Annotated in this window: 30 protein-coding genes; 29 read left to right on the top strand and 1 reads right to left on the bottom strand. The window is 36.2% G+C overall.

Going from position 1 to position 25,855, the window contains the following annotated elements:
* Positions 1-13: 13 nt before the first annotated feature.
* The 20 genes from ACLIBH_RS02400 to ACLIBH_RS02305 all read left to right on the top strand — a co-directional run bounded on the left by ACLIBH_RS02400 (position 14) and on the right by ACLIBH_RS02305 (position 16,821).
* Positions 14-814 carry a heptaprenyl diphosphate synthase component 1 gene (locus ACLIBH_RS02400; protein WP_439315085.1) on the top strand — a complete coding sequence of 267 codons (801 nt, stop codon included), beginning with the start codon at positions 14-16 and terminating at the stop codon, positions 812-814.
* Complete coding sequence (locus ACLIBH_RS02395; RefSeq protein ID WP_439315084.1) at positions 811-1,515, top strand: demethylmenaquinone methyltransferase; 705 nt, start codon at positions 811-813, stop codon at positions 1,513-1,515. The genes ACLIBH_RS02400 and ACLIBH_RS02395 overlap by 4 nt, the downstream gene beginning before the upstream one ends.
* Positions 1,516-1,554: 39 nt before the next feature.
* On the top strand, positions 1,555-2,526 hold the full coding sequence (hepT, locus tag ACLIBH_RS02390) for a heptaprenyl diphosphate synthase component II (RefSeq protein ID WP_439315083.1): 972 nt from the start codon (positions 1,555-1,557) through the stop codon (positions 2,524-2,526).
* Positions 2,527-2,622: 96 nt separating this feature from the next.
* On the top strand, positions 2,623-3,069 hold the full coding sequence (ndk, locus tag ACLIBH_RS02385; protein ID WP_439315082.1) for a nucleoside-diphosphate kinase: 447 nt from the start codon (positions 2,623-2,625) through the stop codon (positions 3,067-3,069).
* Between the two features lie 87 nt (positions 3,070-3,156).
* Positions 3,157-3,933, top strand: a complete 777-nt coding sequence (locus ACLIBH_RS02380) for a CheR family methyltransferase (RefSeq protein ID WP_439315081.1) — start codon at positions 3,157-3,159, stop codon at positions 3,931-3,933.
* A gap of 242 nt (positions 3,934-4,175) precedes the next feature.
* Positions 4,176-5,342 carry a chorismate synthase gene (gene aroC, locus ACLIBH_RS02375; RefSeq protein WP_439315080.1) on the top strand — a complete coding sequence of 389 codons (1,167 nt, stop codon included), beginning with the start codon at positions 4,176-4,178 and terminating at the stop codon, positions 5,340-5,342.
* A complete protein-coding gene (gene aroB, locus ACLIBH_RS02370) occupies positions 5,342-6,415 on the top strand; it encodes a 3-dehydroquinate synthase (protein ID WP_439315079.1) in 1,074 nt (357 codons plus the stop codon). Before aroC ends, aroB begins: the two co-directional genes overlap by 1 nt.
* Positions 6,412-6,801 (top strand): chorismate mutase, encoded by a 390-nt coding sequence (aroH, locus tag ACLIBH_RS02365; RefSeq protein ID WP_439315078.1) that lies wholly within the window; start codon positions 6,412-6,414, stop codon positions 6,799-6,801. Before aroB ends, aroH begins: the two co-directional genes overlap by 4 nt.
* A complete protein-coding gene (gene hisC, locus ACLIBH_RS02360; protein ID WP_439315077.1) occupies positions 6,791-7,867 on the top strand; it encodes a histidinol-phosphate transaminase in 1,077 nt (358 codons plus the stop codon). Before aroH ends, hisC begins: the two co-directional genes overlap by 11 nt.
* 23 nt (positions 7,868-7,890) lie before the next feature.
* Positions 7,891-8,994, top strand: coding sequence for a prephenate dehydrogenase (locus tag ACLIBH_RS02355; RefSeq protein ID WP_439315076.1), 1,104 nt, complete (start codon positions 7,891-7,893; stop codon positions 8,992-8,994).
* Positions 8,995-9,008: 14 nt separating this feature from the next.
* Complete coding sequence (aroA, locus tag ACLIBH_RS02350) at positions 9,009-10,301, top strand: 3-phosphoshikimate 1-carboxyvinyltransferase (RefSeq protein WP_439315075.1); 1,293 nt, start codon at positions 9,009-9,011, stop codon at positions 10,299-10,301.
* Between the two features lie 195 nt (positions 10,302-10,496).
* Positions 10,497-11,747, top strand: coding sequence for a tetratricopeptide repeat protein (locus ACLIBH_RS02345; RefSeq protein ID WP_439315074.1), 1,251 nt, complete (start codon positions 10,497-10,499; stop codon positions 11,745-11,747).
* Between the two features lie 17 nt (positions 11,748-11,764).
* On the top strand, positions 11,765-12,319 hold the full coding sequence (locus ACLIBH_RS02340; RefSeq protein ID WP_439315073.1) for a ReoY family proteolytic degradation factor: 555 nt from the start codon (positions 11,765-11,767) through the stop codon (positions 12,317-12,319).
* Positions 12,320-12,408: 89 nt separating this feature from the next.
* Entirely contained in the window at positions 12,409-12,873 is a 465-nt protein-coding gene (locus tag ACLIBH_RS02335) for a DUF2487 family protein (protein ID WP_439315072.1), read from the top strand.
* 167 nt (positions 12,874-13,040) lie between these two features.
* The gene (locus tag ACLIBH_RS02330; RefSeq protein WP_439315071.1) at positions 13,041-13,556 is read left to right on the top strand and encodes a ubiquinol-cytochrome c reductase iron-sulfur subunit; all 516 of its coding nucleotides are present in this window, start codon (positions 13,041-13,043) and stop codon (positions 13,554-13,556) included.
* Positions 13,557-13,562: 6 nt separating this feature from the next.
* Positions 13,563-14,237, top strand: a complete 675-nt coding sequence (gene qcrB / locus ACLIBH_RS02325; RefSeq protein ID WP_439315070.1) for a menaquinol-cytochrome c reductase cytochrome b subunit — start codon at positions 13,563-13,565, stop codon at positions 14,235-14,237.
* Positions 14,238-14,257: 20 nt separating this feature from the next.
* Complete coding sequence (locus tag ACLIBH_RS02320; protein WP_439315069.1) at positions 14,258-15,034, top strand: c-type cytochrome; 777 nt, start codon at positions 14,258-14,260, stop codon at positions 15,032-15,034.
* Positions 15,035-15,133: 99 nt separating this feature from the next.
* Complete coding sequence (locus ACLIBH_RS02315) at positions 15,134-15,727, top strand: DUF1405 domain-containing protein (protein ID WP_439315068.1); 594 nt, start codon at positions 15,134-15,136, stop codon at positions 15,725-15,727.
* 73 nt (positions 15,728-15,800) lie between these two features.
* Positions 15,801-16,070: a sporulation protein YpjB gene (locus tag ACLIBH_RS02310; RefSeq protein WP_439315067.1), complete on the top strand. Its 270-nt coding sequence runs from the start codon at positions 15,801-15,803 to the stop codon at positions 16,068-16,070.
* Between the two features lie 70 nt (positions 16,071-16,140).
* The gene (locus ACLIBH_RS02305) at positions 16,141-16,821 is read left to right on the top strand and encodes a zinc metallopeptidase (RefSeq protein WP_439315066.1); all 681 of its coding nucleotides are present in this window, start codon (positions 16,141-16,143) and stop codon (positions 16,819-16,821) included.
* A gap of 191 nt (positions 16,822-17,012) precedes the next feature.
* On the opposite strand, the gene ACLIBH_RS02300 is transcribed toward ACLIBH_RS02305, so the two are convergent.
* A complete protein-coding gene (locus tag ACLIBH_RS02300) occupies positions 17,013-17,885 on the bottom strand; it encodes a YitT family protein (protein WP_439315065.1) in 873 nt (290 codons plus the stop codon).
* A 923-nt stretch (positions 17,886-18,808) separates the two neighbouring features.
* Between ACLIBH_RS02300 and ACLIBH_RS02295 the strand changes: the two genes are divergently transcribed.
* From ACLIBH_RS02295 to panD, 9 genes are read left to right on the top strand one after another with little or no spacing between them, the layout of a single operon-like run.
* Positions 18,809-19,099, top strand: a complete 291-nt coding sequence (locus ACLIBH_RS02295) for a nucleotide pyrophosphohydrolase (protein ID WP_439315064.1) — start codon at positions 18,809-18,811, stop codon at positions 19,097-19,099.
* Positions 19,100-19,130: 31 nt separating this feature from the next.
* On the top strand, positions 19,131-19,949 hold the full coding sequence (gene dapB / locus ACLIBH_RS02290) for a 4-hydroxy-tetrahydrodipicolinate reductase (RefSeq protein ID WP_439315063.1): 819 nt from the start codon (positions 19,131-19,133) through the stop codon (positions 19,947-19,949).
* 39 nt (positions 19,950-19,988) lie between these two features.
* Positions 19,989-20,408 carry a methylglyoxal synthase gene (locus ACLIBH_RS02285; RefSeq protein WP_439315062.1) on the top strand — a complete coding sequence of 140 codons (420 nt, stop codon included), beginning with the start codon at positions 19,989-19,991 and terminating at the stop codon, positions 20,406-20,408.
* Entirely contained in the window at positions 20,405-21,538 is a 1,134-nt protein-coding gene (gene bshA / locus ACLIBH_RS02280; protein ID WP_439315061.1) for an N-acetyl-alpha-D-glucosaminyl L-malate synthase BshA, read from the top strand. Before ACLIBH_RS02285 ends, bshA begins: the two co-directional genes overlap by 4 nt.
* Positions 21,539-21,551: 13 nt before the next feature.
* On the top strand, positions 21,552-22,751 hold the full coding sequence (locus tag ACLIBH_RS02275) for a CCA tRNA nucleotidyltransferase (RefSeq protein WP_439315060.1): 1,200 nt from the start codon (positions 21,552-21,554) through the stop codon (positions 22,749-22,751).
* Positions 22,727-23,731: a biotin--[acetyl-CoA-carboxylase] ligase gene (locus ACLIBH_RS02270; RefSeq protein WP_439315059.1), complete on the top strand. Its 1,005-nt coding sequence runs from the start codon at positions 22,727-22,729 to the stop codon at positions 23,729-23,731. Before ACLIBH_RS02275 ends, ACLIBH_RS02270 begins: the two co-directional genes overlap by 25 nt.
* The gene (panB, locus tag ACLIBH_RS02265) at positions 23,721-24,557 is read left to right on the top strand and encodes a 3-methyl-2-oxobutanoate hydroxymethyltransferase (RefSeq protein WP_439315058.1); all 837 of its coding nucleotides are present in this window, start codon (positions 23,721-23,723) and stop codon (positions 24,555-24,557) included. Before ACLIBH_RS02270 ends, panB begins: the two co-directional genes overlap by 11 nt.
* 8 nt (positions 24,558-24,565) lie before the next feature.
* Positions 24,566-25,432, top strand: a complete 867-nt coding sequence (gene panC / locus ACLIBH_RS02260; RefSeq protein WP_439315057.1) for a pantoate--beta-alanine ligase — start codon at positions 24,566-24,568, stop codon at positions 25,430-25,432.
* Positions 25,433-25,443: 11 nt separating this feature from the next.
* Positions 25,444-25,827 carry an aspartate 1-decarboxylase gene (panD, locus tag ACLIBH_RS02255; protein WP_439315056.1) on the top strand — a complete coding sequence of 128 codons (384 nt, stop codon included), beginning with the start codon at positions 25,444-25,446 and terminating at the stop codon, positions 25,825-25,827.
* Positions 25,828-25,855 lie beyond the last annotated feature (28 nt).

The raw sequence follows: 25,855 nt of genomic DNA, 5'->3' as shown, positions 1-25,855 counted from the left end.
TCAGGTGGTTGTATTGTCCAGTTCTACGATCGATACCGAGGAAATGCTAGCTTTAATTGAAAATAAAATCAAACATTCATTTATAGAGAAGTACATTGAAAAGCCAGTGATTGATAAAGAAAAACTATATTTATTAACAACACTATTAAATCAATCAAAATTGTCAAAATACAAAAAGAAACAATATATTTTAACGACTATGTTAGTGCAAATCGCATTAGATACACATGAACTTGTTCCTGTTGCAAACGATAAGACGGAGCATCAAAACGAACGAACGAAAAAACAATTGTACGTGTTAGCAGGCGACTATTATAGCGGTTTATACTATGCGTTATTAGCAAGCATAGAGGATATGGAAATGATTCAAGTTTTGGCAACGGCTATTAAAGAAATAAATGAGTATAAAATGAAACTGTTTTACAATGAGTATGGTTCATTCGCTGAGTTCGTTGCGCTAATTGGAAAGATTGAAACGTTGTTAATTACACGTATTGCAGAAACAATCAGCGAGAAAAATATCATTCCCCTAATTGAACCGTGGTTAACAATGAATCAATTAATTAAAGAAAAAGAAAAGCTCGAAATATACGGTTATTCGAACCTTTTTGAATACTGGTTCCAATCGATGAATAGCAACTTAACTTCGATTTCATCTGATTATGATTCGTTTGTAAATAATAGCATAGAAAAAACAGAAGCTATACTAGACACATTTCCAAATCATTTAAAGCCGCTAAAAGCACATGTTCAACAACGATTACAACAAGTGAGACACAATTGTAGTACTTTGGTGGAAGAAGGGCAGCAATGAATAGTAAAAAGAAAGAAGAACGTGTACATCATGTGTTTGAAAAGATTTCCGACAAATACGATACGATGAATTCAATTATTTCTTTTAAGCGGCACAAAGCATGGAGAAAAGATGTCATGAAGCGAATGAATGTCGAACAAGGGGCCAAGGCACTTGATCTATGCTGTGGCACGGGAGATTGGTCCATTGCATTAGCTCATGCAGTTGGTCCATCTGGACATGTAGTTGGACTTGATTTCAGTAAAAACATGCTTACCGTTGCTAAAAAGAAAAATGATATGCTTCAACTTGAACAGCTTTCTTTTATTCATGGGAATGCTATGGATCTTCCGTATGATGATCATTCATTTGACTACGTTACAATTGGATTTGGTTTACGTAACGTACCAGATTACATGAAAGTATTAAAAGAAATGCATCGCGTCGTTAAGCCAGGTGGAATTGTTGTTTGTTTAGAGACATCCCAACCAACCTTAATCGGCTATCGACAATTATATTTTTTGTACTTTCGCTATATTATGCCTTTGTTCGGAAAGATTTTTGCAAAAAGCTATCAAGAGTATGCCTGGTTGCATGAATCAGCAAAAGATTTTCCCGACAAAAACAAATTAAAACAAATGTTTGTACAAGCTGGCTTCTCGCATGTTCAAGTGAAGAGTTATACAGGTGGAGTAGCAGCAATGCATTTGGCAACAAAATAGTGAGCCAGTATGCGAACTTATGAATAAAAGGTGACATGCATGAAACTAGCAAAAATATATAGTTATTTAAAAAAAGACTTAGCAGAAATAGAACGAGCGTTGAGACAAGTAATTCAAGCAGACCACCCTGTATTACGCGAGGCATCGATTCAGTTATTGCAGGCTGGGGGGAAAAGAATTCGACCTGTTTTTGTGTTATTATCTGGTCAATTCGGCACTTTTGATATCGAGCGTATAAAAAAAGTAGCACTTTCTTTAGAGTTGATTCATATGGCCACGCTGGTACACGATGATGTAGTTGACGATGCAGAACTTAGACGCGGAAAGCCTACGATTAAGCATCATTATGGCAACCGCGTTGCCATGTATACGGGAGATTATATACTAGCACGCGCGTTAGAAAATATTACGACAATAGAAAATCCCGCGATACACCAAATACTATCGCAAACATTGGTTGAAGTTGTTGAGGGAGAAATAGAACAAATTCAAGGTAAGTACAACTGGGATCAGCATATTAGAGACTACTTTCGTAGAATTAAACGAAAAACAGCTTTACTCATTGCCACAAGCTGTAAGATTGGTGCAATTGCAACAGGCGTATCCGAAAAAGATGCACAGAAGCTATATCAATATGGATACAATATCGGAATGTCTTTTCAAATCATAGATGATATTTTGGACTTTACTGCAACGAATAAAGAGTTAGGTAAGCCAACTGGAAGTGATTTGCTGCAAGGCAATGTAACGTTGCCGGTTTTATTTGCGCTTAGAGATCCATACTTTAAAAAACAACTACATGAAACCTTTTACGATGCAAATAACATATCGGAGGAATCTCTATCAATTTTGTTAGAATCACTCAAAAAAACAAAAGCAATAGAACGTTCCTATGATATAAGTGAGAAGTATTTAACTAGGGCATTAGCATCGCTAGAAGGACTTCCTGATCACAAAGCAAAGCAAACTTTACAAGATATAGCGAGCATTATCGGGAAACGACGGTCTTAAGTTAGTTGTAAAATAGTTTAATTTTTGATAAAATTTTATCGGTTGTATACGATTTGAGCAATGAAAAACTATATGAAAAAATAACGAGGTGTAAACGTGGAAAAAACTTTTTTAATGGTTAAACCAGACGGTGTACAAAGGAATTTAATTGGAGAAATTGTAAAACGATTTGAAAATAAAGGCTTTAAGCTTGTCGGTTCAAAGTTAATGATCATTTCTAACGAACTAGCAGAAAATCATTACGGAGAACATAAAGAAAGACCATTTTTTGGTGAACTTGTTGATTTTATTACTTCTGGTCCCGTTTTTGCGATGGTATGGGAAGGTGAAAATGTTATTAAGACAGCTCGCGACATGATCGGAGCTACTAATCCGCAGGAAGCCGCACCAGGTACGATTCGTGGTGATTTTGGAATGACAGTCGGTAAAAATATTATTCACGGATCAGATTCACAAGAAAGCGCTGAACGAGAAGTTGCTTTGTTTTTCGATGACTTGGAGCTCTTATCTTATTCAAAACAAGATAATGAGTGGATTTACTAAGATCACCTACAAGCCTCTGTTAACACAACGGGGGCTTATTATGTAGGTTGTTTTTTCATCAACGTAACTGCGGAAAGAGGCGTGTAGATGGCTGGAAATTATCAAGAATTTGTTTCAAAAATAAAAGGCAAACTTGGGATTGATCTCCATTTATACAAGGAAGCCCAAATGAAGAGGCGACTTACTTCTTTAAGGGACAAACGAGGCTTCCAAACATTCCATCAATATTTTAAAGCTCTTGATAATGATGAACAATTGCTTAGTGAATTTATTGATCGTATAACAATAAATGTATCGGAGTTTTATCGAAACCCAAAAAGATGGGACGTCTTGCATCAAACTGTTCTTCCGGTTTTATCTGAAAATAAAAATAAGTTAAATATATGGAGTGCAGCTTGTTCTACTGGAGAAGAACCTTATACTTTAGCAATCTTATTCAAGGAATATTTCCCACATTTGAGTGTTACTATTTTAGCAACTGATATTGACCAGGGGGCGCTGGATAAAGCGAACCAGGGAATATATCCAGAAAGAGCACTAAAAGATTTACCGGGACAGTTAAAAAATCGGTACTTTACGAAAGAAAATAATTTATATCAAATTGATCCTTCTCTAAAAAAGGATATTTATTTTAAGAGGCATGATCTACTTACTGAAAAGTACCCGAAATCCATTGATCTAATCGTTTGTCGGAATGTATTAATTTATTTCACGGACGAAGCAAAAGAAAAAATATATACGAATTTTAGCGAAGCGCTCTCGCCTAATGGTGTATTATTCGTCGGTAGCACGGAGCAAATTTTTAGTCCTCATAATTATGGTTTTTCATTATTAGACACGTTTTTTTACGAAAAAAAGGTTTAATAAATTAAATAACATAGGAAATAGAAATAGTTCTCTTTTTTTAACTGTCCATATGCTAAACGATTATGACTAGCATATTTCATCGGTAGGATAAAATATTTAATACATAATAAATTAATCGGTTAAATTTTTAATACACGGCAAGGAGCTACTTGCGTAAAATTTGTTATGATATAAGCAAAGTACATATAAATTAATAATTATACAAACATGATCTTAATATAGGAATTGGAGGCATATATATGCGTTACTTAACTTCAGGAGAATCCCATGGGAAGCAATTAACAACAATAATAGAAGGTGTACCTGCAAGGATGCCGTTATTAAAAGAAGACATTGATGAATCATTATTGCGAAGACAGAAAGGACATGGCCGCGGAAGACGAATGCAAATTGAAAAAGATTTAGTCGATATCGTAAGTGGTGTTCGACACGGTTATACGTTAGGTTCACCTATTTCGCTTGTTGTGCGTAACGACGATTTTAAACATTGGTTGAAAATTATGGGAGAAGAGCCAATAGAAGATGATGCGAAAATCCGAAGAGTTGTATCCAGACCTCGACCTGGACATGCTGATTTAAATGGTGCGTTAAAGTATGGCCACAGAGACATGCGCAATGTATTAGAGCGTTCTTCCGCGCGCGAAACGACTGCTCGTGTTGCTGCTGGAGCGGTAGCGAAAACGTTGTTAAAACACCTAGGTATTGAAATTGTTGGGTATGTGAAGGAAATTGCAGGCATTAAAGCGAAGGATAATGTTGAATTGACGATGGATGAGCGTAAGGAAATATCTGAAGCTTCCCCTGTACGTACGCTAGATAAAACGGTTGAGCAGCAAATGATGGATGCGATAGATCAGGCTAAAAAGGATGGCGACTCGATCGGAGGTATTGCAGAAGTTTATGTTGAAGGAATGCCTGCTGGAATTGGTTCGTACGTTCATTATGATCGCAAGTTAGATAGTAAACTTGTTGGAAGTGTAGTAAGTATAAATGCGTTTAAAGGCGCAGAGATCGGGATCGGCTTTGATGCTGCTAGAAAAAACGGCAGTGAAGTGCACGATGAAATTGCTTGGGATGAAGAAAGAGGCTACTATCGTAAAACGAATCGTTTAGGTGGCTTTGAAGGTGGTATGACTACAGGAATGCCAATCGTTATCAAAGGTGTAATGAAGCCGATACCAACACTGTATAAACCGTTGCAAAGCGTTGATATTGATACGAAAGAACCGTTTAATGCTAGTATTGAACGTTCCGATTCTTGTGCGGTTCCTGCAGCTGCTGTAGTAATGGAGCACGTAGTCGCCTTTGAACTTGCTAAAGCTATTACGGAGCATTTTACGAGTGATTCATTTCCGCAGCTTAAGAAGGCATTGGATGAATATCGCGAAGAAATCAGGTGTTTTTAGTGAACGAAATTGTAGTATCGTCTTCTTCTCATCAATATCCGATTTATATTGGAGAAGATATTCGCTTCCAGCTTAAATCATATTTAAGAAAAGATTATTCTGCAATTATGATCGTTACGGATGAAAAGGTAGCTAACTTATATTTACAAGATTTACGAAACGTTTTGGCTGGATACAAGTTAATAGAAATTATTTTTCCTTCTGGTGAACAAACAAAAAGTATCGATTTTTTTTATAAACTACAGACAAAAGCAATTTCTAATCGACTTGATCGTAAATCTTTAATGATTGCTCTCGGAGGGGGAGTAATCGGAGATTTGACGGGTTTTTCTGCTGCTACATACATGCGTGGAATAGATTATATCCAAGTACCAACAACAATATTAGCGCACGACAGCAGTGTAGGTGGAAAAGTAGCAATAAATCACGAGTTAGGTAAAAATATGATCGGAAGCTTTTACGCGCCACAGGCAGTAGTGTATGATGTTCATACGTTACGCTCATTAAACGCTCATGAAATACGATCAGGCTATGCTGAATTAGTGAAAGAAGCATTACTTGCTGATTCGACCTTTTTTAACACACTAATGGAAAAAAATTTGAACTCCTTAAACAGTCAACAGCTTGTAAATCACCTCTGTCAAGGTATTAAAATAAAAGCTGAAATTGTGGAAGCAGACGAGAAAGAGTCAAACATACGGATGTTTTTAAATTTAGGCCACACGCTCGGTCATGCATTAGAATCTGAGCTCGGCTATGGAACGATGACACATGGTGAAGCAGTAGCAATCGGTCTTTTATTTGCATTACGTGTAAGTGAATATAAATACGATATAAAGCTTCCATATGAGAAGCTATATCAATGGTTAGAACGGAATAATTATCCATTAAACTTACCAAACTTAAATAAAGAGCAATTGGTTAATAGAATGAAATCGGATAAAAAAACAATGAATAATCGTATACAAATGGTGTTGTTGAAGCAAGCTGCTAAACCAATCGTGGAAGAAATACAAGAGGAACAATTACATACTTATTTAGACATATTTTTAAAAGAGTTGGTGAATAAATGATTCGTGGTATACGGGGTGCAACAACTGTTAACGAAAACGAAGAAAATGAAATAATGGATAACACAAGAAATTTGGTTGAAACGATGATTTCTGCCAACAATATTGATGTACAATCCATTTCCCATGTACTTATATCTGTTACGAAAGACCTTAACGCAGGATTTCCTGCTAAGTCAGTTAGAGAAATGCCTGGTTGGAGCTTTGTACCGGTTATGTGTATGACAGAAATTGATGTACCAGGCAGCCTAGAAAATTGTATACGTGTGATGATGGTTATTAATACAGAAGCAAAACAAACAGATATACAGCACATTTTTCAAAATAATGCTGTACGTTTACGGCCGGATTTAGTGAACATGGAAGGGGACAAAGGGAATGAAGGCTAAAGCCGTATTAAATGAGATGGCTCCCTACAAACAAGGGATGCAAATGGATGAAGTAAAGAAACAATTCAATTTAGATCGAATCGTAAAGCTTGCTTCTAACGAAAATCCATATGGCTATTCTGAAAAGCTTAAAACGGAATTGCCAAATATAGCACTTCCCTTTGAAATATATCCGGATGGACATGCAGCCGAATTGCGGTCAAAGTTAGCTGCTAAATGGCGGGTAAATGAAGCGGAAATCGTATTAGGTGGTGGCTCTGATGAATTAATTGAGATTATTTGTCGGACGTACTTACATGAAGGAACGAATACAGTTATGGCCGCCCCTACATTTCCGCAATATAAGCACAATGCGCGAATTGAAGGTGCAGAAGTAATTGAAGTACCAACGAAAAATGGTCAGCATGATTTATCGGAAATGTCTAAAGCAGTTAATAATCATACTAAAGTTGTTTGGCTTTGCTCGCCAGACAATCCAACAGGTACGCTTATTTCCCGAGCAGACTTTCATACATTTATGAGCAGTTGTCCGGAGGATGTACTTGTTGTGCTTGATGAAGCGTATTATGAATTTGTTGAAGAGGAAGAGCAGATGGATGTTGCCGACAATATTTCCCACTACAATAATTTAATCGTTTTACGCACATTTTCAAAAGCCTATGGGTTAGCAGGCTTGCGTATTGGATATGGTATAACGAATGAAAAGATTGCTATGAAAATTAATATTGTAAGAGGGCCTTTTAACACATCTGCATTTGCACAAAAAGCTGCGGCAATTGCATTAGATGATTCATTGTTTATTGAAAGAACGGTAGCGGAAAACAAGAGTGTGAAAGAATCTTTTGAACAATTTTTGAAAGAAATCAATTGGCATTTTTATCCGTCACATACGAATTTTTTACTCGTATCCACTCCAGAGGATGCCGATCTGTTTACACAGTATTTATTAGAAAATGGATTTATCGTGCGTTCTGGTAATCTATTAGGCTACCCCAAAACCGTTCGAATAACGATTGGGAAGGCACAAGATATGGAAAGACTAAAACAAGTATTAAAACAATTCTAACTTATTAGTAAAGAGGTATCGTTATGGAAGCACGTAAAATCGTTGTAGCTGGGCTTGGATTAATAGGTGGCTCTCTCGCTAAAGCAATTAAGCAATCAAATGAAAATTATATAATCGGTTATGATCTCAGTCAGGAGACATTGGATTATGCGAAGGCACATCACATGATCGATACGTCATACTCTAATTTTTCCGAAGCAGTTAAAGAAGCAGATATTGTGTTTTTAGCTGCACCTATCTCTCAAACGATCCAGCTATTAAAAAAGCTTGATGCGATTTCTTTTCGTAAAGAAGTTATCGTATCTGATGTATCCTCTGTAAAAGGTACGATATTAGATGCAGCCAATAAGCTTACGAACGATAAAATCACTTTTATTGGTGGTCACCCGATGGCTGGGTCACATAAAGCCGGAGTTCGAGCGGCAAAAGAACATTTATTTGAAAATGCCATTTATGTGCTAACGCCTACAACTAATTGCGCAAATGATAAGATAAATATATTAAAAAACGTATTAAAAGATACAAAAAGTCATTTCATTACGTTACAACCAGATGAACACGATGAAATGACAAGTGTCGTATCACATTTCCCCCATTTAATTGCGTCTTCACTTGTTCACCAAGCAAGAAAATGGGAAACTCGCCATGCTTTTTTACCAGAACTGGCAGCAGGAGGGTTTCGAGATATAACTCGCATTGCTTCAAGCAACCCTACGTTGTGGCAAGACATTTTCTTACACAACGGGAATAAGATGTCTGTATTGCTCGAGGAATGGATTAAAGAAATGGAAACGTTAAAGCACATAGTAGATGGAAATAAAAAAGAAGACATGATATCTTATTTGCAACAAGCAAAAGCATTCCGTGATGGCTTGAAACCGTCTGCACGAGGTGCACTTCCTGCTTATTACGATGTGTATGTCGATATTAAAGACCAGCCTGGGGCACTTGCGAAGGTTGTACAATTGCTAGCAGATAATGATATTAGTATAAAGAATATCCGTATTTTAGAAATTAGAGACGATGTCAATGGAGCGCTTCGATTAAGTGTTTCTACAAAAGAAGAACAATTAATGAGCTGCCAACTTCTTCAGCAGAAGGGGTATGAAATATCGATTGAAAATTAGGATGGTGACGCTGCGTGAGTGTAAAAAAATTATTTCCTGTTACACAGCCACTTAAAGGCACTTTAACTATACCTGGTGATAAGTCCATTTCTCATCGGGCTATAATGCTTGGTTCGTTAGCTAAAGGTACTACAATAGTTGAGAATTTTCTCGCAGGAGAAGATTGCTTAAATACAATAAGTTCGTTTCAAGCTTTAGGAGTGACTATTGACAGACAAGGAACACGTGTAACAATTAATTCGGCTGGTGCAACCAACTTTAAGGAACCGACAGAACCTTTATATTTTGGAAACTCCGGTACAACCGCCAGACTTATGATTGGGCTATTATCCGGATTTCCTTTCCTATCTGTTATTTATGGAGATCCTTTTTTAACCGTACGACCGATGGATCGAGTCGTTGTCCCGCTCAAAAGTATGGGAGCAAAAATTGATGGTCGAGCAAACGGGAGTATGCTTCCACTAACAATACGCGGTGGGGCTACGAAAGGTATAACGTACACCCTTCCAGTAAAAAGTGCTCAAGTAAAGTCAGCTCTCCTTTTAGCAGGACTTTTTGCTGAAGGGACAACGACAGTTATTGAACCAACATTAACGAGAAATCATACAGAAAATATGCTAAAAGCATTTGGAGCAGACATACAAGTTACTCATAATGAAATAAAAATTTCGAATAAAAATAGTCTTCAAGCGACTGATGTCCAAGTACCAGGCGACATATCATCTGCTGCTTTCTTTATCGTAGCAGCGGCAATTGTTCCAGGTAGTTCGCTTGTATTGAAAAGTGTAGGACTAAATAAAACGAGAACAGGCATTATTGATTTGTTGCTACAAATGGGAGCACATATTACGATTAGTAATGAGAAAACGATAGGTGGCGAGCAGTTAGGAGATATTTCAATTGTTTATACAAAATTGAAGGCGGTTGATATTGAAGGTGATATTATTCCACGACTTATTGATGAAATACCAATAATTGCGTTGTTAGCAACACAAGCAGAGGGTACTACAACGATAAGAGATGCTAAGGAGCTACGTGTAAAGGAAACGGATCGGATTGCTGCCGTAGTAGATGTTTTAACAACATTAGGTGCACCAATTGAAGCTACGGAAGATGGGATGATTATTCATGGAAAGGCAGAATTATCCGGAGGGAAGGTTTCAACCTATAACGATCACCGTATCGCTATGCTGGGTGCTATTAGCTCCTTAATAACAAAAGAAGCAGTTGTTCTTGATGACATATCATCAATCGCTGTGTCCTATCCACAGTTTTTTGAACATATGGATCAAATTACAACACCGTAAAGAATCTGCAATGATGTAGATTCTTTTCCACTTGTTACGACAGTAACCCGTACGGAAAAAACTTGCAGAATAATCGTTTGAGGGAATTTAGATATTTTCGGATGAGTAGAAGGATAGATTTTCATACGTGTCAAAATAGAAGATTTAGTTTACGCCCGGTTTTTAAATGTGCATCAAAAGAAAGGATGCTTTGAAATGGATACAATTAAAGAAGCGCACCAACTAATGGAAGATAATAAAAGCGAGGAAGCACTTCAATTACTACAAGATCATTTAAAAAAAGCAAATGTGGAAGAGCAATTTGCAATTGCTGAATTATACGTACAGTGGGGCTTTCTTGATGAAGGAATTCAAGTTCTATATACTTTGTTAGCGCAGTATCCGAATGAGGCTGAATTAAAAGTTGTGTTGGCAGACATGCTTATAGAGCTTGAAAAAGATGATCAAGCAATTGATTTATTAAATGAAATTGATGAAGAAAATCCGTTTTATACGCAGGCATTACTACAATTAGCGGATTTATACCAATCACTCGGTTTATACGAAGTGGCCGAGCGTAAATTACACGAAGCGAAAGAACGAGATCCAAATGAATCAATAATAGACTTTGCATTAGGGGAACTGTTCTTTTCAATTGGAAAATACATGCATGCAATTACGTTTTATGAAAAGGTACTTCCTGTATCGCCTATTGTAGGAAATGTTTCAATATATAGTAGATTAGGTGAGGCACAAGCTGCGATGGGGGAGTATGAGGCCGCTTTAGCTTCTTTTGAAAAGACAACGATTGAAGACGATCCAGACACGTTGTTTAAGTATGGGTATATTGCTTATCAAGCAAAGCAATATACTGGCGCAATTAACGCTTGGAAGAAAGTTATTGAGCTTGATCCATATTATCAAGCCGTTTACGTTGAGTTAGCTAAGGCGTTTAAAGAAGAAGGATTAATTAAGGAAGCGTATCAAACATGTTATACTGGAATACAGAAAGATGAATTTAACAAACAGTTGTATTACCTTGCCGGTACGCTCGCGCGTCAACTAAATAAAGTAGATGAAAGTAAAGAATATGCAACCCAAGCTATTGCGTTAGATCCTGAGTATAAAGAGGCTATTTTGTTGTTAATTGAATTATTAAAAGAACAAAATGAATGGGAAGAAATAAATCACGTTATTGATATGGCAACTAGCAATGGAGCAATCGACCCGATATTTGATTGGGAAAAAGCACGTGTTTACAATGAACTAGAGGATTATCCGAACGCCTTGGTGGCTTATAATGAAGCATATTCCCATTTTATAGAGGATGCTGATTTTTTAAAGGAATTTGGATACTTTCTAGTAGAAGATGGTAAAATAGACAGGGCAATTTCTATATTAAAAGCCTATTTGGAATTGGAACCACTGGATAGTGATGTAGAAGCGTATTTAGAACGCTTCAAATAAGGAAGAAGGAGTTTACAATGCAAACGATCGTATCAACCGAAGAAAAGCAAGCGTTTATCTATTGGTTTTTACGAAATTACCAAATGAAAAAACAAGAAAGTGAATGGATTTTAAAATATATTGCGAAGCATCGTGATATATTAAAAAATGTTCATTTTATTTCGTCTGTTCAAGGCTGTCCACGTAGCTTGAAATTGGCAGCTACGTGTTCTGAAAAACCAGCTTTTATCTATTTTAAGCAACACCTGACTACTTTAAATCCAGATAAAGCATATCACGACATCCGGCTAAATAATAACGAAAAATTATTTATAGAACTCCATTTCAAAGATGCCATTCAAAATGCAAACTATGCATTAGTTCGAGAGGATAACCCTTATAGTACGAGGGAGGATGTATTGCTAGCGGCCGATCGTAAGCGAGCAGAAATGCTTTTGAACGGTATTCTCATGCATAAGAAAAAGCTAGAGTTAAAAAGAAAGATAGACGAAGCACTCGATAACAGAGATGATGAATTGTTTGCCATGTTAGCGAAAAAGCTTACAACGCTTAAGAAGAATGATTATAACTAGCGCGTACTTGGTGTAGATAGAACCTATTATTTGCTGTGCGCATATTTTTATAAATTATTATCCATACTTAGAAGGGAAGTGAAAAAGACATGAAGTGGAATGCGAATGACCTGGAGCAATATATTAAAGCGAAAGAGTACATTGATACCGTACTGTTTCCTTTAATTCCTTTTCATTTCTCAAACGATAGCCGTTTAGGGAAAAACGCCATGCAAAGTGAATCACTCTTGCTTTTTACCAATGAAATTGAAAAAGAATTATCAGGAAGGGTTTTGTTGGCTCCTGGCTATAATTATTTAAAAAACGATCAGCTCGATAAAGAAGCAGCACGACTAAATTTATGGGTAGAAGATGCACAAAGGCAACCGTTTAAACATGTTCTATTTATTACATTTGATCCAGTATGGCGCAAATATGAAAACGAGCTGAATGGACAATTAATCTGGATTCCTGGGATACAAGGTAATTTGCATTCAAAAGAGATGGCTACGATTATAAGAGGACAGGCTGAGGAAATTGGAGAACTTATTCATTCGTTATGGAAAAATGATTAAATGCAAAAGCTATTAAAATACGTAGCAAGCTTTGTCTAATTCCAAAACTTTTGTTAACAAAAATGATATATATTGACCGAGTTCATAGTTTAGGCTATTATGGAAATGTCCTAGTAATCAATTTAAAATATATTTGTCCGTGATTAACGTGATAGAGGGGGGAAACCATGAGCGATAAGAAACAACAAGTGTCCCGTCGACAATTTCTAAATTATTCTCTTACTGGTTTAGGTGGATTTATGGCAGCAGGAATGCTAATTTCACCAATTCGTATGGCAATTGATCCGGTTTTAAAACAAAAGTCAGCTGCAGGAGATTTAGCCAATGTTGGATTATCTGTAGACGACATTACCGAGGAGCCACAACGTGTGGATTGGGAAATTGAACAAGTTGATGGATGGTACGAGTCAGATGTAAAGAAAACAGCATGGGTGTTTAAAGATGAGAATGGAGAAATTCAAGCTTTTTCACCTGTATGTAAACACTTGGGTTGCTTTGTTTCCTGGGAAGGAAGCGAAGAATTTCCAAATGAATTTTTCTGTCCATGTCATAATGGCCGTTATTATAAAGACGGTACAAACGTGCCACATACACCACCTTTGGCACCATTGGATGTTTTTGAGCACAAGGTTGAAAACGGTATGTTGTACCTTGGTGAAGCAAAACCTAGAGGGGAGGCGTAATAAGTTATGCTGCAAAAAATATATGACTGGATTGATGATCGCATAGATATTACGCCGATATGGCGTGATGTTGCAGATCATGAAGTACCCGAGCATGTTAACCCTGCATATCACTTTTCTGCATTTGTATATTGCTTTGGGGGATTAACATTCTTCGTAGTTGTTATTCAAATTTTATCTGGAATGTTTTTAACAATGTATTATGTTCCAGATATTGAAAATGCCTGGAAGTCGGTTTATTACTTACAAACCGAAGTAGCCCACGGACAGATTGTACGAGGGATGCACCATTGGGGAGCTAGTGTAATTATTGTAATGTTGTTATTACATACGATGCGTGTATTTTTCCAAGGAGCATATAAAAAACCACGTGAATTAAACTGGATGGTTGGTGTGCTCATCTTTTTTGTAATGCTTGGACTAGGATTTACAGGGTATTTACTACCTTGGGATAATAAAGCTTATTTTGCAACACAAGTTGGACTTGATATCGCAAATCAGGTGCCACTAATTGGACCTGAGTTAAAAACATTGTTGTCTGGTGATGAAACTATTGTTGGTGCGCAAACGTTAACAAGATTCTTTGCGATACACGTGTTCTTCCTACCGGCTGCATTATTTGGTTTAATGGCAGTACACTTTATTTTAATTCGTAGACAAGGTATTGCTGGACCACTATAAAATGAAGAGGAGGGATTACTGTGAAAAGGGGTAAAGGAATGCGGTTTGTCGGAGATTCACGAATCTCTGCAGATAGAACGCCGAATATACCGAAAGATTACTCAGAATATCCCGGCAGAACGGAATATTTCTGGCCAAACTTTTTACTCAAAGAATGGTTGGTTGGTTCTGTATTTTTAATTGGATTTTTAAGTTTAGTTTTAGCTCATCCATCTCCGCTTGAAGGAGTGGCAGATCCAACAAATGCAAGTTATATTCCATTACCGGATTGGTATTTCTTATTTTTATATGAATTGTTAAAATATGATTTTGCAAGTGGATCATATACTATATTTGGTATTTTGATTTTACCTGGTCTAGCGTTTGGGGCATTATTATTAGCTCCATTTCTCGATAGTGGGCCTGGACGAAGACCACCGAAGCGACCAGTAGCAGTTGCTATGATGCTTCTCGGGTTGGCTTCAGTTATTTGGTTAACGTATGAATCTGCTGCGGCTGTAGACTGGGAAGAGCGCGCAGAAATGAATAAACCAATTCCTGCATCTGATGTAGAAATCGATACAGAAGATCCTGGTTACGCTATATATGAAAGCAACTGCTTAAGCTGTCATGGAGAATCGCTCGAAGGCGGTGCTGCCGGACCTTCATTACTTGGAACAGAGCATACTGCAGAAGAAATTGCGACGATTGCTCGTGAAGGTATTGGTAATATGCCACCAGGAATGTTTAACGGTTCTGATGAAGAACTAGAACAATTAGTTAACTTTATTATGACTGTTAATGAGCAAGTAGAGTAAATAAATAAAACACCTTTGCCAACACTATTGGTGAAGGTGTTTTATTTCACCTACTATTTGAATAGTTCATACTAGGAACTGTGAAGGAGCATAGCCAAAATGCTTAATAACTATTTATACCAAATATTATTAAATAAACAGTTTTTGGTTCTTTTGTTTTTTATTAACTTAGGCGGGACAATATACGGGTATATATGGTATGAAAGTCAATTAGAAATTACACCGCTAATTTTTTTACCCTTTGTTCCAGATAGCCCTACAGCTAGTCTGTTTTTTACTTTATTCTTGCTATTTTATATTTTTGGTAGAAACACACCATATATTGAAGCGTTTGCAATCACATCTTTATTCAAATATGGCGTATGGGCTGTAGTTATGAATATATTTACTCTTATAATGAATGGTTCCCTTTCGTGGCAAGGGTATATGTTAATTGCATCACATGGCGCGATGGCATTGCAAGGATTACTGTATGCTCCTTATTATAAAATAAAACTGAAGCATTTAGCCGTAGCATCCGTTTGGATTTTACATAATGACATTATTGATTATGTTTTTGGAATGATGCCAATTTATTCATCCTTAACAAATTATATGGATCAAATTGGGTACTTTACGTTTTGGCTCAGTATAATAACAATCGTTATTGCTTATAAATTAACTGTAGGGAAAGAATGTCGTACTCATTATTGATGAATCAGCCGTTATAAATTAGATTTTACTCTCATACATTAGAAACAGAAGATGTATAAGAGGTGATCTCTATATGATTTTTAACAAACAAGCATGCGCTTTTACATTACTAATAGGGATCTTATATTTTAATTTTTTTCACCCTTCCTTTGTTCGTGCACATACAAGTTCGATTGTGCTTACGACTGCAGCAATAGAAAAAAATAATAATATTCCTTTTAATTGGATTGTAGTAATTCTTGGAGGGATAATAGTAGTAACATTATCGTATGTTAGCTGGAGAAAATATAAAGGGCTGGAAAAAAAACAAGAAAGTGAACATAAAGAGAAATCAAATAGTTGACTATCCTTGTTTTTTTGACTATTATTGACTTATAAAACATGAATAATTTATGTTGTGGAGGAATGGAAGAATGGGATTAGGTACCTATCTTATCTATTTTGCGCTACTATTAATCATCCCTATTTGGGCTCAATCAAGAGTAAAAAACACGTATAAAAAATATTCAAAAAAGGTAACTTCTTCCTTTATGTCTGGAGCACAAGTTGCTCGGAAAATACTAGATGAGAACGGGTTATACGATGTTCAAATTGAGGAAACGAGAGGCATGCTAACGGACCACTATGATCCAAGAAAAAAGGTTGTTCGGTTATCAAGTGGTAATTTTCACGGACAATCAATGGCTGCCGCTGCAATCGCGGCTCACGAAGTAGGTCATGCAATACAAGATGCAGAAGAATATGCATTTTTAAAATTTAGAAGTGCACTCGTTCCCGCTGCAAACTTTGGCTCTAACACAGCTATATTTATCATTATTGGTGGGTTCCTATTTAATCAAATGAATTTAGTATTACTCGGTATTATTTTCATGGCTGCTGCGGTACTTTTTCAATTAGTTACTTTGCCAGTTGAGTTTAACGCTTCAAGTCGGGCGATGACACAACTTGTAACGACTGGTATCATTCAAAATAACGAGGAACGAGAAACAAAAAAGGTACTAGATGCTGCAGCGTTAACTTATGTAGCCGCTGCTTTAGTAGCTGTTGCGGAGTTAATCCGATTTGTTTTAATGTATGTAGCCAGTAACGAATAAACTTAGTTGAGTAATTTAAATTGTATTAAACATATAAAATAAAATGGTTTCAATCATTGATTGAAACCATTTTTTAGGTTTAATAACAAATAAAGTTGGTGAACGAAATTCATGCTCGGTATTCGTTTACAATTTCTCTTATTTAAAATAGAAAACAAGTAAATAAAGTAATAGGTCTATATGCTGCTTTACTACTGTTCTATTGGTTTTTTATTTTCATCTAATGTAAAACCTTCACCAATGACATCATGCACAGAGCTTACAGCTACGAATGCGTGTGGATCTATTTGATTTATTATATTTTTTAATCGTACAATTTCATTTCGGCCGATAACGCAATATAATACATTTTGTTTTTCTCCCGTAAAGCTTCCTTTCCCTGATAGTATCGTAACACCGCGGTCCATTTCTTTATTAATTGTAGCAGCAATTTCAGTGCTTTTTTGGGAAATGATCGTAGCACCTCGGGCAGAGTATGCACCTTCTTGAATAAAGTCAATCACACGTGCCCCGATATAAACTGCGACTAACGTATACATTCCTTCAACGAGTTCTAGTATAACAAATACTGAAGTTGTTATAACGATAAAGTCGAATATAAACATCGTTTTCCCCATACTCCAACCAACATATTTATGAACAATACGAGCAATGATGTCTACACCGCCAGTCGTACCACCGTAACGAAAGATGATTCCGAGACCAACACCTATAAAAACCCCGGCAAATAAAGCAGCCAACGTCATATCAGACTGTAAGTACGTAGGGAAAGGGTTAATTTGAAAAATCTTTAGGAACACGGATACACCGATCGTGCCGATTATCGTATAAATAAATGTGTTTCTTCCTAGGAACTTCCACCCGATAAAGAAAATAGGGATGTTTAATAAAATGTTTGTAATGGCTGGATCCCATCCCCATAAAAAATAAAGTAAAAGAGTAATACCCGTAAAACCGCCTTCACTTAAATTATTTTGCATATTAAAATGTACAATGCCAAATGAGAAAACTGCTGCGCCAAATAAAATAAAAAGTATATTTTTAATTTTTAATCCGAATACCATTGTTGAAAACCTCCTATGTATGTTTAAATGTTTTTTTATAGCTTTACATATAGATAGTCCGTGCGATCTTGTCTGATTTTTGCTTTGTCCGAATACCGCACATATAGCTTTAATATTGAGTGAATACCATGTAATTTGTCATCATTTATAAATGGGTTCCATTTCGGGCCTTTTTTAGTGAAAACACTTTAATAACGTACGGACTATTTTTCAAAAATTCGGTCGTAATTATCTAATCTAAGTATAAGCAATAAATTTTTAACATACAATTGATGTCTTTTTATAATTCCAACAATAGATTTGGAACGAGTACGTTAGTAAAGTAAAACAAATTCAACAACATTTTTTTAAAAAAAAGAGCGTTCTGCTGGAAAGAATGTAGAGGTATGTTGAATAATATATTATAAAATCCGATTTATTGGCGAAATGTAAGACGTAAGGATTAAAATCGATTGAATAACGTAGCAACCTTTTTAATCCTATCAACACTTACATGAATGAATGTATGAGTAAAATGTTTGTGGGGGAACAGATGCACGAATCTAACTAGATAATATGAGATCAATTTTACTTCGAACGATATACACATGAATAACACCGTTGATTTTCACTGTCCACGGAAAGCGTAGTGTATATCTACTGCGGTCGGTAGGAATCAATACTAAAATTAACGAATACAAAGAAAGGTTTTTTAACTTCTTAAAATAACACCCACAAATACTTGACTCAATCTGAATGAATTGGAGACTTGTTTTTTTGCTCAATCGTTATCAAGAAAATCAGATGAACATATTCGAATGGATACAAAAGAATAAATAATTTGTCAAAAACGCTTCTATTAGCTAACATGAAAGAAGATAAATAGGAGCAAAGGAGGAAACATAATTAAACCTTCATTCCGTACACAGGAAATTCAGCAACGAGTGGACGCATATATTTCTCAGTTTGAAGAGGGGTACTTCTCTCCATTAGCATTAATGGCACGCTTGACGGAGGAAACAGGTGAGCTCGCACGAGAAGTTAATCATTTTTATGGTGAAAAGCCTAAAAAGCCGACAGAACAAGAAAGAACAATTGAAGAGGAACTTGGAGATCTTATTTTTGTATTAACTTGCTTTGCAAATTCATTAGATATTGACTTATCAGAAGCATTTCTTTTATCAATAAATAAGATAGAAGAAAGAGATAAAAATCGTTGGACGAAAAAGAGATAGCGAAAAATGCTGTTCGAGGAGGAGATTGAATATGCGTATTAAAGTAATTGTAGCTGGACCACGAGGGAAGATGGGTTCCGAAGCTATTAAGATGATTACGAATGAAGAACACATCGAGCTTGTTGGCTGTATTGATCGAAAAAACAACGGAAAAACGTTACGAGAAATTGAATTGGCAACGTTTTTTGAGTTGAACGAAGCTCGTAATGTACCGGTTTTTGAAAATCCAGCAGAATGCTTTGAAAAAGTAGAAGCAGATGTTTTTCTTGATTTAACTGTACCTGATGTAGGGTTTACAAATACTAAACTAGCAATTGAACATAAACTGCGTGCGGTAGTAGGCACTTCTGGTTTTTCAACAGAACAAATTAAAACGCTTAATACGCTGGCAAGTACAAACAATGTCGGCTGTATTATTGCCCCTAACTTTGCAATTGGTGCTGTATTAATGATGCAATTTTCTAAAATGGCTGCAAAGTATTTTCCTGATGTAGAAATTATTGAAAAACATCATGATCAAAAAGTGGATGCTCCATCGGGAACAGCTGTAAAAACAATGGACTTAATCCAAGAAACTAGAGAAAACAAGCAACAAGGGCATCCGAATGAATTTGAAACCGTGGAAGGTGCACGAGGCGGTGAAGTAGCTGGAATGAGAGTTCACAGTATGCGATTACCTGGATTAGTTGCACATCAAGAAGTAATATTCGGCGGAAAAAGCCAATTGCTGACGATAAAGCATGATTCCTTTCACCGTGAGTCTTTCATGGAAGGGATAAAACTCGCGATCGAAGCGGTAATGGATGAAAAACACCTTATTTATGGATTAGAAAACATTTTAGATATATAAAAATGGTTAAATTAAATAGACGAGGCAGGTGGTTTATTAATGAATATCGCATTAATTGCACACGATAAAAAGAAGACGGATATGGTAGAGTTTAGTATAGCTTACCATCATGTACTAAGAGAGCATCAGCTTTTTGCAACAGGTACAACCGGAAAAATCATTATGGAAGCGACAGAACTTCACGTTCATTGCTTTCAATCCGGTCCAATCGGTGGGGATCAACAGATAGGAGCTTTAATAGCCAACAATGAAATGGATATGGTTATCTTTTTTAGAGATCCACTTACAGCTCAACCACATGAGCCAGACGTTAGTGCATTAATGCGTTTGTGTGACGTTCATCACATTCCGCTATGTACCAACCTAGCAGCAGCAGAGATAGCGATAAGAGGAATGGAACGTGGCGACTTTCGCTGGAGAGATGTAGTTAAAAAACAAAGGGAAAAGGGATTTTTATGAAAAAAATAGGCATTACCTGTTATCCTACAATTGGTGGATCAGGAGTGATTGCTACTGAATTAGGAAAGCTGTTAGCAAAACAAGGATATGAAATTCATTTTATTACGTCAAGTATGCCATTTCGACTCGACTGTACACACCCAAACATTTATTACCATGAGGTTGAAGTAAATCACTATCCTGTTTTTCAATACCCACCTTATGATTTAGCACTCTCCGCAAAAATGGCTGAAATTATTGATCGCGAAAAGCTAGACATTCTTCATGTCCATTATGCAATGCCTCATGCGATATGTGCGATTTTAGCGAGAGAAATATCTAAGCATGACGTTAAAATTGTTACGACTTTGCACGGTACAGATATAACGGTTTTAGGCATTGATCCAACGTTTGAGCAAATGATTAAGCACGGAATTGAAAAATCAGATGCAGTTACCGCTGTTTCGCATAGCTTAGCAATGGATACGAAACGAACATTACATATACAAAAGGAAATTTCCGTCATTTATAATTTCATTAATGAAAATGATTATTATAAAAAAAATGACCCAACGATAAAAGCTGCATTCGGTGTGCATCCAGATGAACACGTTATTATTCATATTTCTAATTTTAGAAAAGTAAAACGAATATCCGATATTATTTATACGTTTAATAAAGTAGTAAAACACATGAATGCGAAATTGCTGCTTGTAGGAGATGGGCCGGAATCATCCCGCGCCCATGAACTCGTCGAAAAACTCGGAATTAGTGATCGAGTTCTATTTTTAGGTAAACAGAAAAAGATTAGTGATTTGCTATCTATATCTGATATTAAATTATTGCTATCAGAGCAAGAAAGCTTTGGACTCGTTTTGTTAGAAGCTATGGCTTGTGGTGTTCCGTGTATTGGTACGAATGTAGGCGGTATACCTGAAGTTATTACACATAATGAGACAGGCTATTTAGTTGAATTAGGAAATATTGACGAAGCTGCGAATCGTGTCATTCATTTATTGAAAAATAAATCTACCCATGCAAAATTCGCTCAAACTGCAGTTTTGAATGCACAAACGAAGTTTCACTCTAATGAAATAGTAAAACAATATATCGATCTTTATGATCACATTGAAACTAGCATGAAAGAATAATTGGTGATTTATTATGTTGACAAAACCTTTTCATGAAGCGACACACATAATTGAAACGATAGAAAAGCACAATCATCAAGCTTATTTTGTTGGTGGTTGTGTGCGTGATATAGTTCTGGGACGTTCAATTGAAGATATTGACATTGCAACCTCAGCTCCGCCAAATGTAATTTGTACTATTTTTCCTTCCGTTATTCCAGTTGGCATAGATCACGGAACGGTAATTGTACGCCATGAAAAAAAATCGTATGAAGTTACTACTTTTCGAGTAGACGGTAATTATTCGGATCAACGTCATCCAGACGAAGTGAAGTTTATTACGACAATCGATGAAGATTTGCGACGACGCGATTTTACGATGAATGCATTAGCTATGAATAAGAATGGTCATATTATTGATTTGTTTAACGGTCAAGAAGACATAAAGATGAAAATAATTCGAACGGTCGGCAATGGCGAAGAGAGATTTACGGAAGACCCTCTTCGTATTATACGTGCATTACGATTTGTAAGTCAGCTTGGGTTTTCGCTTGACCCAACTACTGTAAAACATATGAATAAAGTGAAACCAGAAATCGAAAAGCTAGCTGTTGAAAGAATTACGAATGAATTTCAAAAATTTTTTTCAGGCTCGTACGTAAAAAAAGGCATGAACACGTTAATAAACGAAAAAATATATAATTATTTACCTGTCTTTAAAGATCATCCGGAACTACTTCAGTCTACTTTAGATTGGAGACCTTTTTTCTCTTTTGGAGAGGTTATCGCATTGTTTCATAAGCTTGATGAACAGATACCAATACCTTCGTGGGTGCAGGCATGGAAGTGCTCAAATAAAATAAAAAGAGAAGCAATCAAGTTGACAGAAGCATTAACTTATTTTGAGAATAACGGTTTTGATAATTGGTTGGCTTATCAATTGCCGGGAGAATTTATAAATGGGTTTTTAAATTTATTCGGCATACTATACCCACAGGAGCATCTCGAAAAGAATAAAATTCACAAAGCAAAAGCCTGTTTGCAAATACAATCAAAGCATGAGCTGGCCATTAATGGAGATGAACTAATCGAGTTATTTCCAACACTGCCAAAAGGACCATGGATTAATGAATCATTACAACGATTGGAAAAGCAAGTTGTTTTTAATAACATAAAAAATGAAAATATAAAGCTAAAGGAGTGGATATTGTGTCATCCACCCGAAATAAGTTGATTCAACTATTGGCAGAGCGTAAAGATGAATTTACATCTGGACAAGTTTTATCTGAAAAGCTACAAATATCGAGAAGTGCGATATGGAAGCATATGCGCGAATTAAAAAAAGATGGATATACAATCGAAGGAGTATCCAACAAAGGATACCGTATTATTGATTATCCGAGTAAGCTCAGTGAAAATACGATTCAATGGGGTTTAAACACAAATTGGCTCGGTAAAAAAATAATTCATAAAAAATCTACACCTTCTACACAACGATTAGCACATCAAGCGGCATTAGAGTTAGCAGAACATGGTACTGTACTAATTGCAGATGAACAAACGGAAGGTAAAGGTAGAATGGATCGATCATGGCATTCTTCAAGAAATAAAGGAATATGGATGAGTTTGATTTTGCGTCCACACATTTTACCGTACCTTGCCCCACAATTAACATTATTAGCTGCTACGGTAATTGCTGACGTAATTTACAAGCATACACTGATTAAGCCGCAAATAAAATGGCCAAATGACATATTAATCGACCAAAAGAAACTGGCTGGCATTTTAACAGAGATGCAAGCGGAGCAAGACAAAGTCCAATACATAGTGCTAGGGATAGGAATGAACATTAACCAAACAATCGATGATTTACCGAATGATATTAAAGATAAGGCAACATCTTTACAAATTGAAACGAATAAAAAATGGGACTTACAGCAACTCATTCAAAAAATATTAGAAACATTTGAAAAAAAATATGAGGAATATATTATAAATGGCTTCCCAAATGTGAAAACAGAGTGGGAAGATTATGGATTTCGTATAAATGAATCGATCCAAATAACGACGATGCAATCTACATGGTTTGGCACTTTTGTTGGGATTGCTGAAGATGGAGCATTACTTGCTAAAAGAAAAGACGGAAAAATAGAAAGATTATATTCTGCAGAAATAGCATGGTTTAATGAGGGGGATGAATCTCATGCTAAATAGAATTGAATTGCAACGGATGAAAGAAAATAAAGAAAAAATAACAATGGTAACAGCTTATGATTATCCTTCAGCAAAGCAAGTAGAGGCAGCAGGGGTGGATTTAATTTTAGTTGGTGATTCATTAGGTATGGTTGTTCTCGGCTATACTTCTACTGTTCACGTTACATTAGACGACATGATACACCATACGAAAGCAGTAAAACGCGGGGCTAAAAAAACATTTACTGTAGTAGATATGCCGTTTATGTCGTATCACATTTCGTTAGAGCAATCGTTAATGAACGCAACAAAGTTGTTTCAAGAAACTGGAGCAGAAGCGATTAAGTTAGAAGGTGCATCGGAAGCAGTCCTTACATTAACGAAACGTTTAACAGAAGGTGGAATTCCAGTCTTTGCTCACCTTGGACTAACCCCACAAACGGTTCATGTTCTTGGTGGATATAAAGTACAAGGAAAAGATAAAGCTTCTGCAGAAAAGCTTCTTGAGGATGCAAAACAATTGGAGAAAAATGGAGCAATTGGCCTCGTATTAGAATGTGTTCCAAAGGAATTAGCGGAAATTGTAACCTCCTCTTTATCAATCCCTACAATTGGTATAGGGGCTGGACTAAATTGTGATGGTCAAGTGCTCGTGTATCATGACATTTTACGCTATGGTACAGATCGCTTGCCGAAGTTTGTTAAACCGTATGCTCACGTTGATGATGTAAGTACGAAAGCATTGCAATCCTATGTAGCGGAAGTTAAAAACGAGACGTTTCCAACAGCAGATCAAACATTTTTTATAAAAAACAAAAGTGATTTACCACTAACGAAAAGCAGGTAACAAAAAATATGAAAATTATAAAAAAGATAACGGAAATGCAAAGGTTATTAATCGATTTAAACTTGAAGCAAGTCGGCTTCGTCCCAACAATGGGCTATTTTCATGAAGGACATCTTACTTTAATGCAGCAAGCGAAAAAAGATAATGACATTGTTATTTCTAGCATATTTGTAAATCCTCTTCAATTTGGACCGAATGAAGACTTTGAAACGTACCCAAGAAATGAAAGTAGAGACATTCAGCTTGCCGAGAAAAACGGAGTGGACATTTTATTTATGCCTAGTGCAAATGAAATGTATCCTAACGAACGAATGGTTACACTTATTGCAAATGATCGAACAGATGTGCTGTGCGGTCGCTCACGTCCTGGTCATTTTGATGGTGTTCTTACTGTATTAACAAAGCTTTTCCATATCATTCAGCCAGATAAAGTATATTTTGGATTAAAAGATGCGCAACAAGTTGCAGTTGTAGATGCATTAATACGAGACTTGAATTTTTCTTTAGAGTTAATCGGTATCCCAACGGTTCGAGAAGACGATGGACTCGCTAAAAGTAGTAGAAACGTATACTTATCACAGATAGAACGAAAGGAAGCAGCATCGCTATATAAAGCATTAAAAATAGGTCAAAATTTAGTAGTTGACGGCGAGAAAAATCCTGATACGATTATTAAAGAAGTAGAAGCTGTCCTTACAAATGAAACGAGTGGATCGATCGATTATGTAGAACTGTATAGCTATCCTGCTCTAAGACCTATTTCAGTTATCAATGAACAGTCTATATTGGCTATAGCAGTACAGTTTGCGAATGCGCGTTTAATTGATAATATACTTTTAGATGAGAATGGAAATAATGTTAATCGATTTAAATAGGAGGAAGTAGGATGTTCCGCACACTAATGAAAGCAAAAATACATCGCGCTCGGATTACAGAAGCGAACTTAAACTATGTCGGCAGTGTAACAATTGACCAAAATATTTTAGAAAAAGTAGATATTATCCCCCATGAAAAAGTTCAAATTGTAAATAATAATAATGGTGCCCGTTTGGAGACCTATGTCATCCCAGGAGAAAGAGGATCAGGTGTAGTTTGTTTAAATGGCGCAGCAGCTCGATTAGTTCAAAAAGGAGATACAGTTATCATAATTGCATATGCAATTGTCCCAAATGAAGCGCTAACAACCTTTAAACCAAAGGTAGCGATTATGAACGAAGAAAATGAAATTGAACAAATGCTGGAACAAGAGCCGCCAATGACAGAAATGTAATACAAAGCGGGTAATTAATTTTTTTAAT

The organism is Virgibacillus sp. W0430 (genome assembly GCF_051846935.1).
Lineage (GTDB): Bacteria > Bacillota > Bacilli > Bacillales > Amphibacillaceae > JBPYCR01.
Note: the sequence above shows the minus strand (reverse complement) of the source record. Positions and strands in the feature narration are given on the sequence as shown.

Excerpts from the sequence above, each read along its gene's own strand:
- ACLIBH_RS02395 (WP_439315084.1), top strand. The coding sequence starts at position 811 with ATGAATAGTAAAAAGAAAGAAGAACGTGTACATCATGTGTTTGAAAAG.
- hepT (WP_439315083.1), top strand. The coding sequence starts at position 1,555 with ATGAAACTAGCAAAAATATATAGTTATTTAAAAAAAGACTTAGCAGAA.
- ACLIBH_RS02380 (WP_439315081.1), top strand. The coding sequence starts at position 3,157 with ATGGCTGGAAATTATCAAGAATTTGTTTCAAAAATAAAAGGCAAACTT.
- aroC (WP_439315080.1), top strand. The coding sequence starts at position 4,176 with ATGCGTTACTTAACTTCAGGAGAATCCCATGGGAAGCAATTAACAACA.
- aroH (WP_439315078.1), top strand. The coding sequence starts at position 6,412 with ATGATTCGTGGTATACGGGGTGCAACAACTGTTAACGAAAACGAAGAA.
- hisC (WP_439315077.1), top strand. The coding sequence starts at position 6,791 with ATGAAGGCTAAAGCCGTATTAAATGAGATGGCTCCCTACAAACAAGGG.
- ACLIBH_RS02355 (WP_439315076.1), top strand. The coding sequence starts at position 7,891 with ATGGAAGCACGTAAAATCGTTGTAGCTGGGCTTGGATTAATAGGTGGC.
- ACLIBH_RS02345 (WP_439315074.1), top strand. The coding sequence starts at position 10,497 with ATGGATACAATTAAAGAAGCGCACCAACTAATGGAAGATAATAAAAGC.
- ACLIBH_RS02340 (WP_439315073.1), top strand. The coding sequence starts at position 11,765 with ATGCAAACGATCGTATCAACCGAAGAAAAGCAAGCGTTTATCTATTGG.
- ACLIBH_RS02335 (WP_439315072.1), top strand. The coding sequence starts at position 12,409 with ATGAAGTGGAATGCGAATGACCTGGAGCAATATATTAAAGCGAAAGAG.
- ACLIBH_RS02330 (WP_439315071.1), top strand. The coding sequence starts at position 13,041 with ATGAGCGATAAGAAACAACAAGTGTCCCGTCGACAATTTCTAAATTAT.
- qcrB (WP_439315070.1), top strand. The coding sequence starts at position 13,563 with ATGCTGCAAAAAATATATGACTGGATTGATGATCGCATAGATATTACG.
- ACLIBH_RS02315 (WP_439315068.1), top strand. The coding sequence starts at position 15,134 with ATGCTTAATAACTATTTATACCAAATATTATTAAATAAACAGTTTTTG.
- ACLIBH_RS02310 (WP_439315067.1), top strand. The coding sequence starts at position 15,801 with ATGATTTTTAACAAACAAGCATGCGCTTTTACATTACTAATAGGGATC.
- ACLIBH_RS02305 (WP_439315066.1), top strand. The coding sequence starts at position 16,141 with ATGGGATTAGGTACCTATCTTATCTATTTTGCGCTACTATTAATCATC.
- ACLIBH_RS02300 (WP_439315065.1), bottom strand. The coding sequence starts at position 17,885 with ATGGTATTCGGATTAAAAATTAAAAATATACTTTTTATTTTATTTGGC.
- dapB (WP_439315063.1), top strand. The coding sequence starts at position 19,131 with ATGCGTATTAAAGTAATTGTAGCTGGACCACGAGGGAAGATGGGTTCC.
- ACLIBH_RS02285 (WP_439315062.1), top strand. The coding sequence starts at position 19,989 with ATGAATATCGCATTAATTGCACACGATAAAAAGAAGACGGATATGGTA.
- bshA (WP_439315061.1), top strand. The coding sequence starts at position 20,405 with ATGAAAAAAATAGGCATTACCTGTTATCCTACAATTGGTGGATCAGGA.
- ACLIBH_RS02275 (WP_439315060.1), top strand. The coding sequence starts at position 21,552 with ATGTTGACAAAACCTTTTCATGAAGCGACACACATAATTGAAACGATA.
- panB (WP_439315058.1), top strand. The coding sequence starts at position 23,721 with ATGCTAAATAGAATTGAATTGCAACGGATGAAAGAAAATAAAGAAAAA.
- panC (WP_439315057.1), top strand. The coding sequence starts at position 24,566 with ATGAAAATTATAAAAAAGATAACGGAAATGCAAAGGTTATTAATCGAT.
- panD (WP_439315056.1), top strand. The coding sequence starts at position 25,444 with ATGTTCCGCACACTAATGAAAGCAAAAATACATCGCGCTCGGATTACA.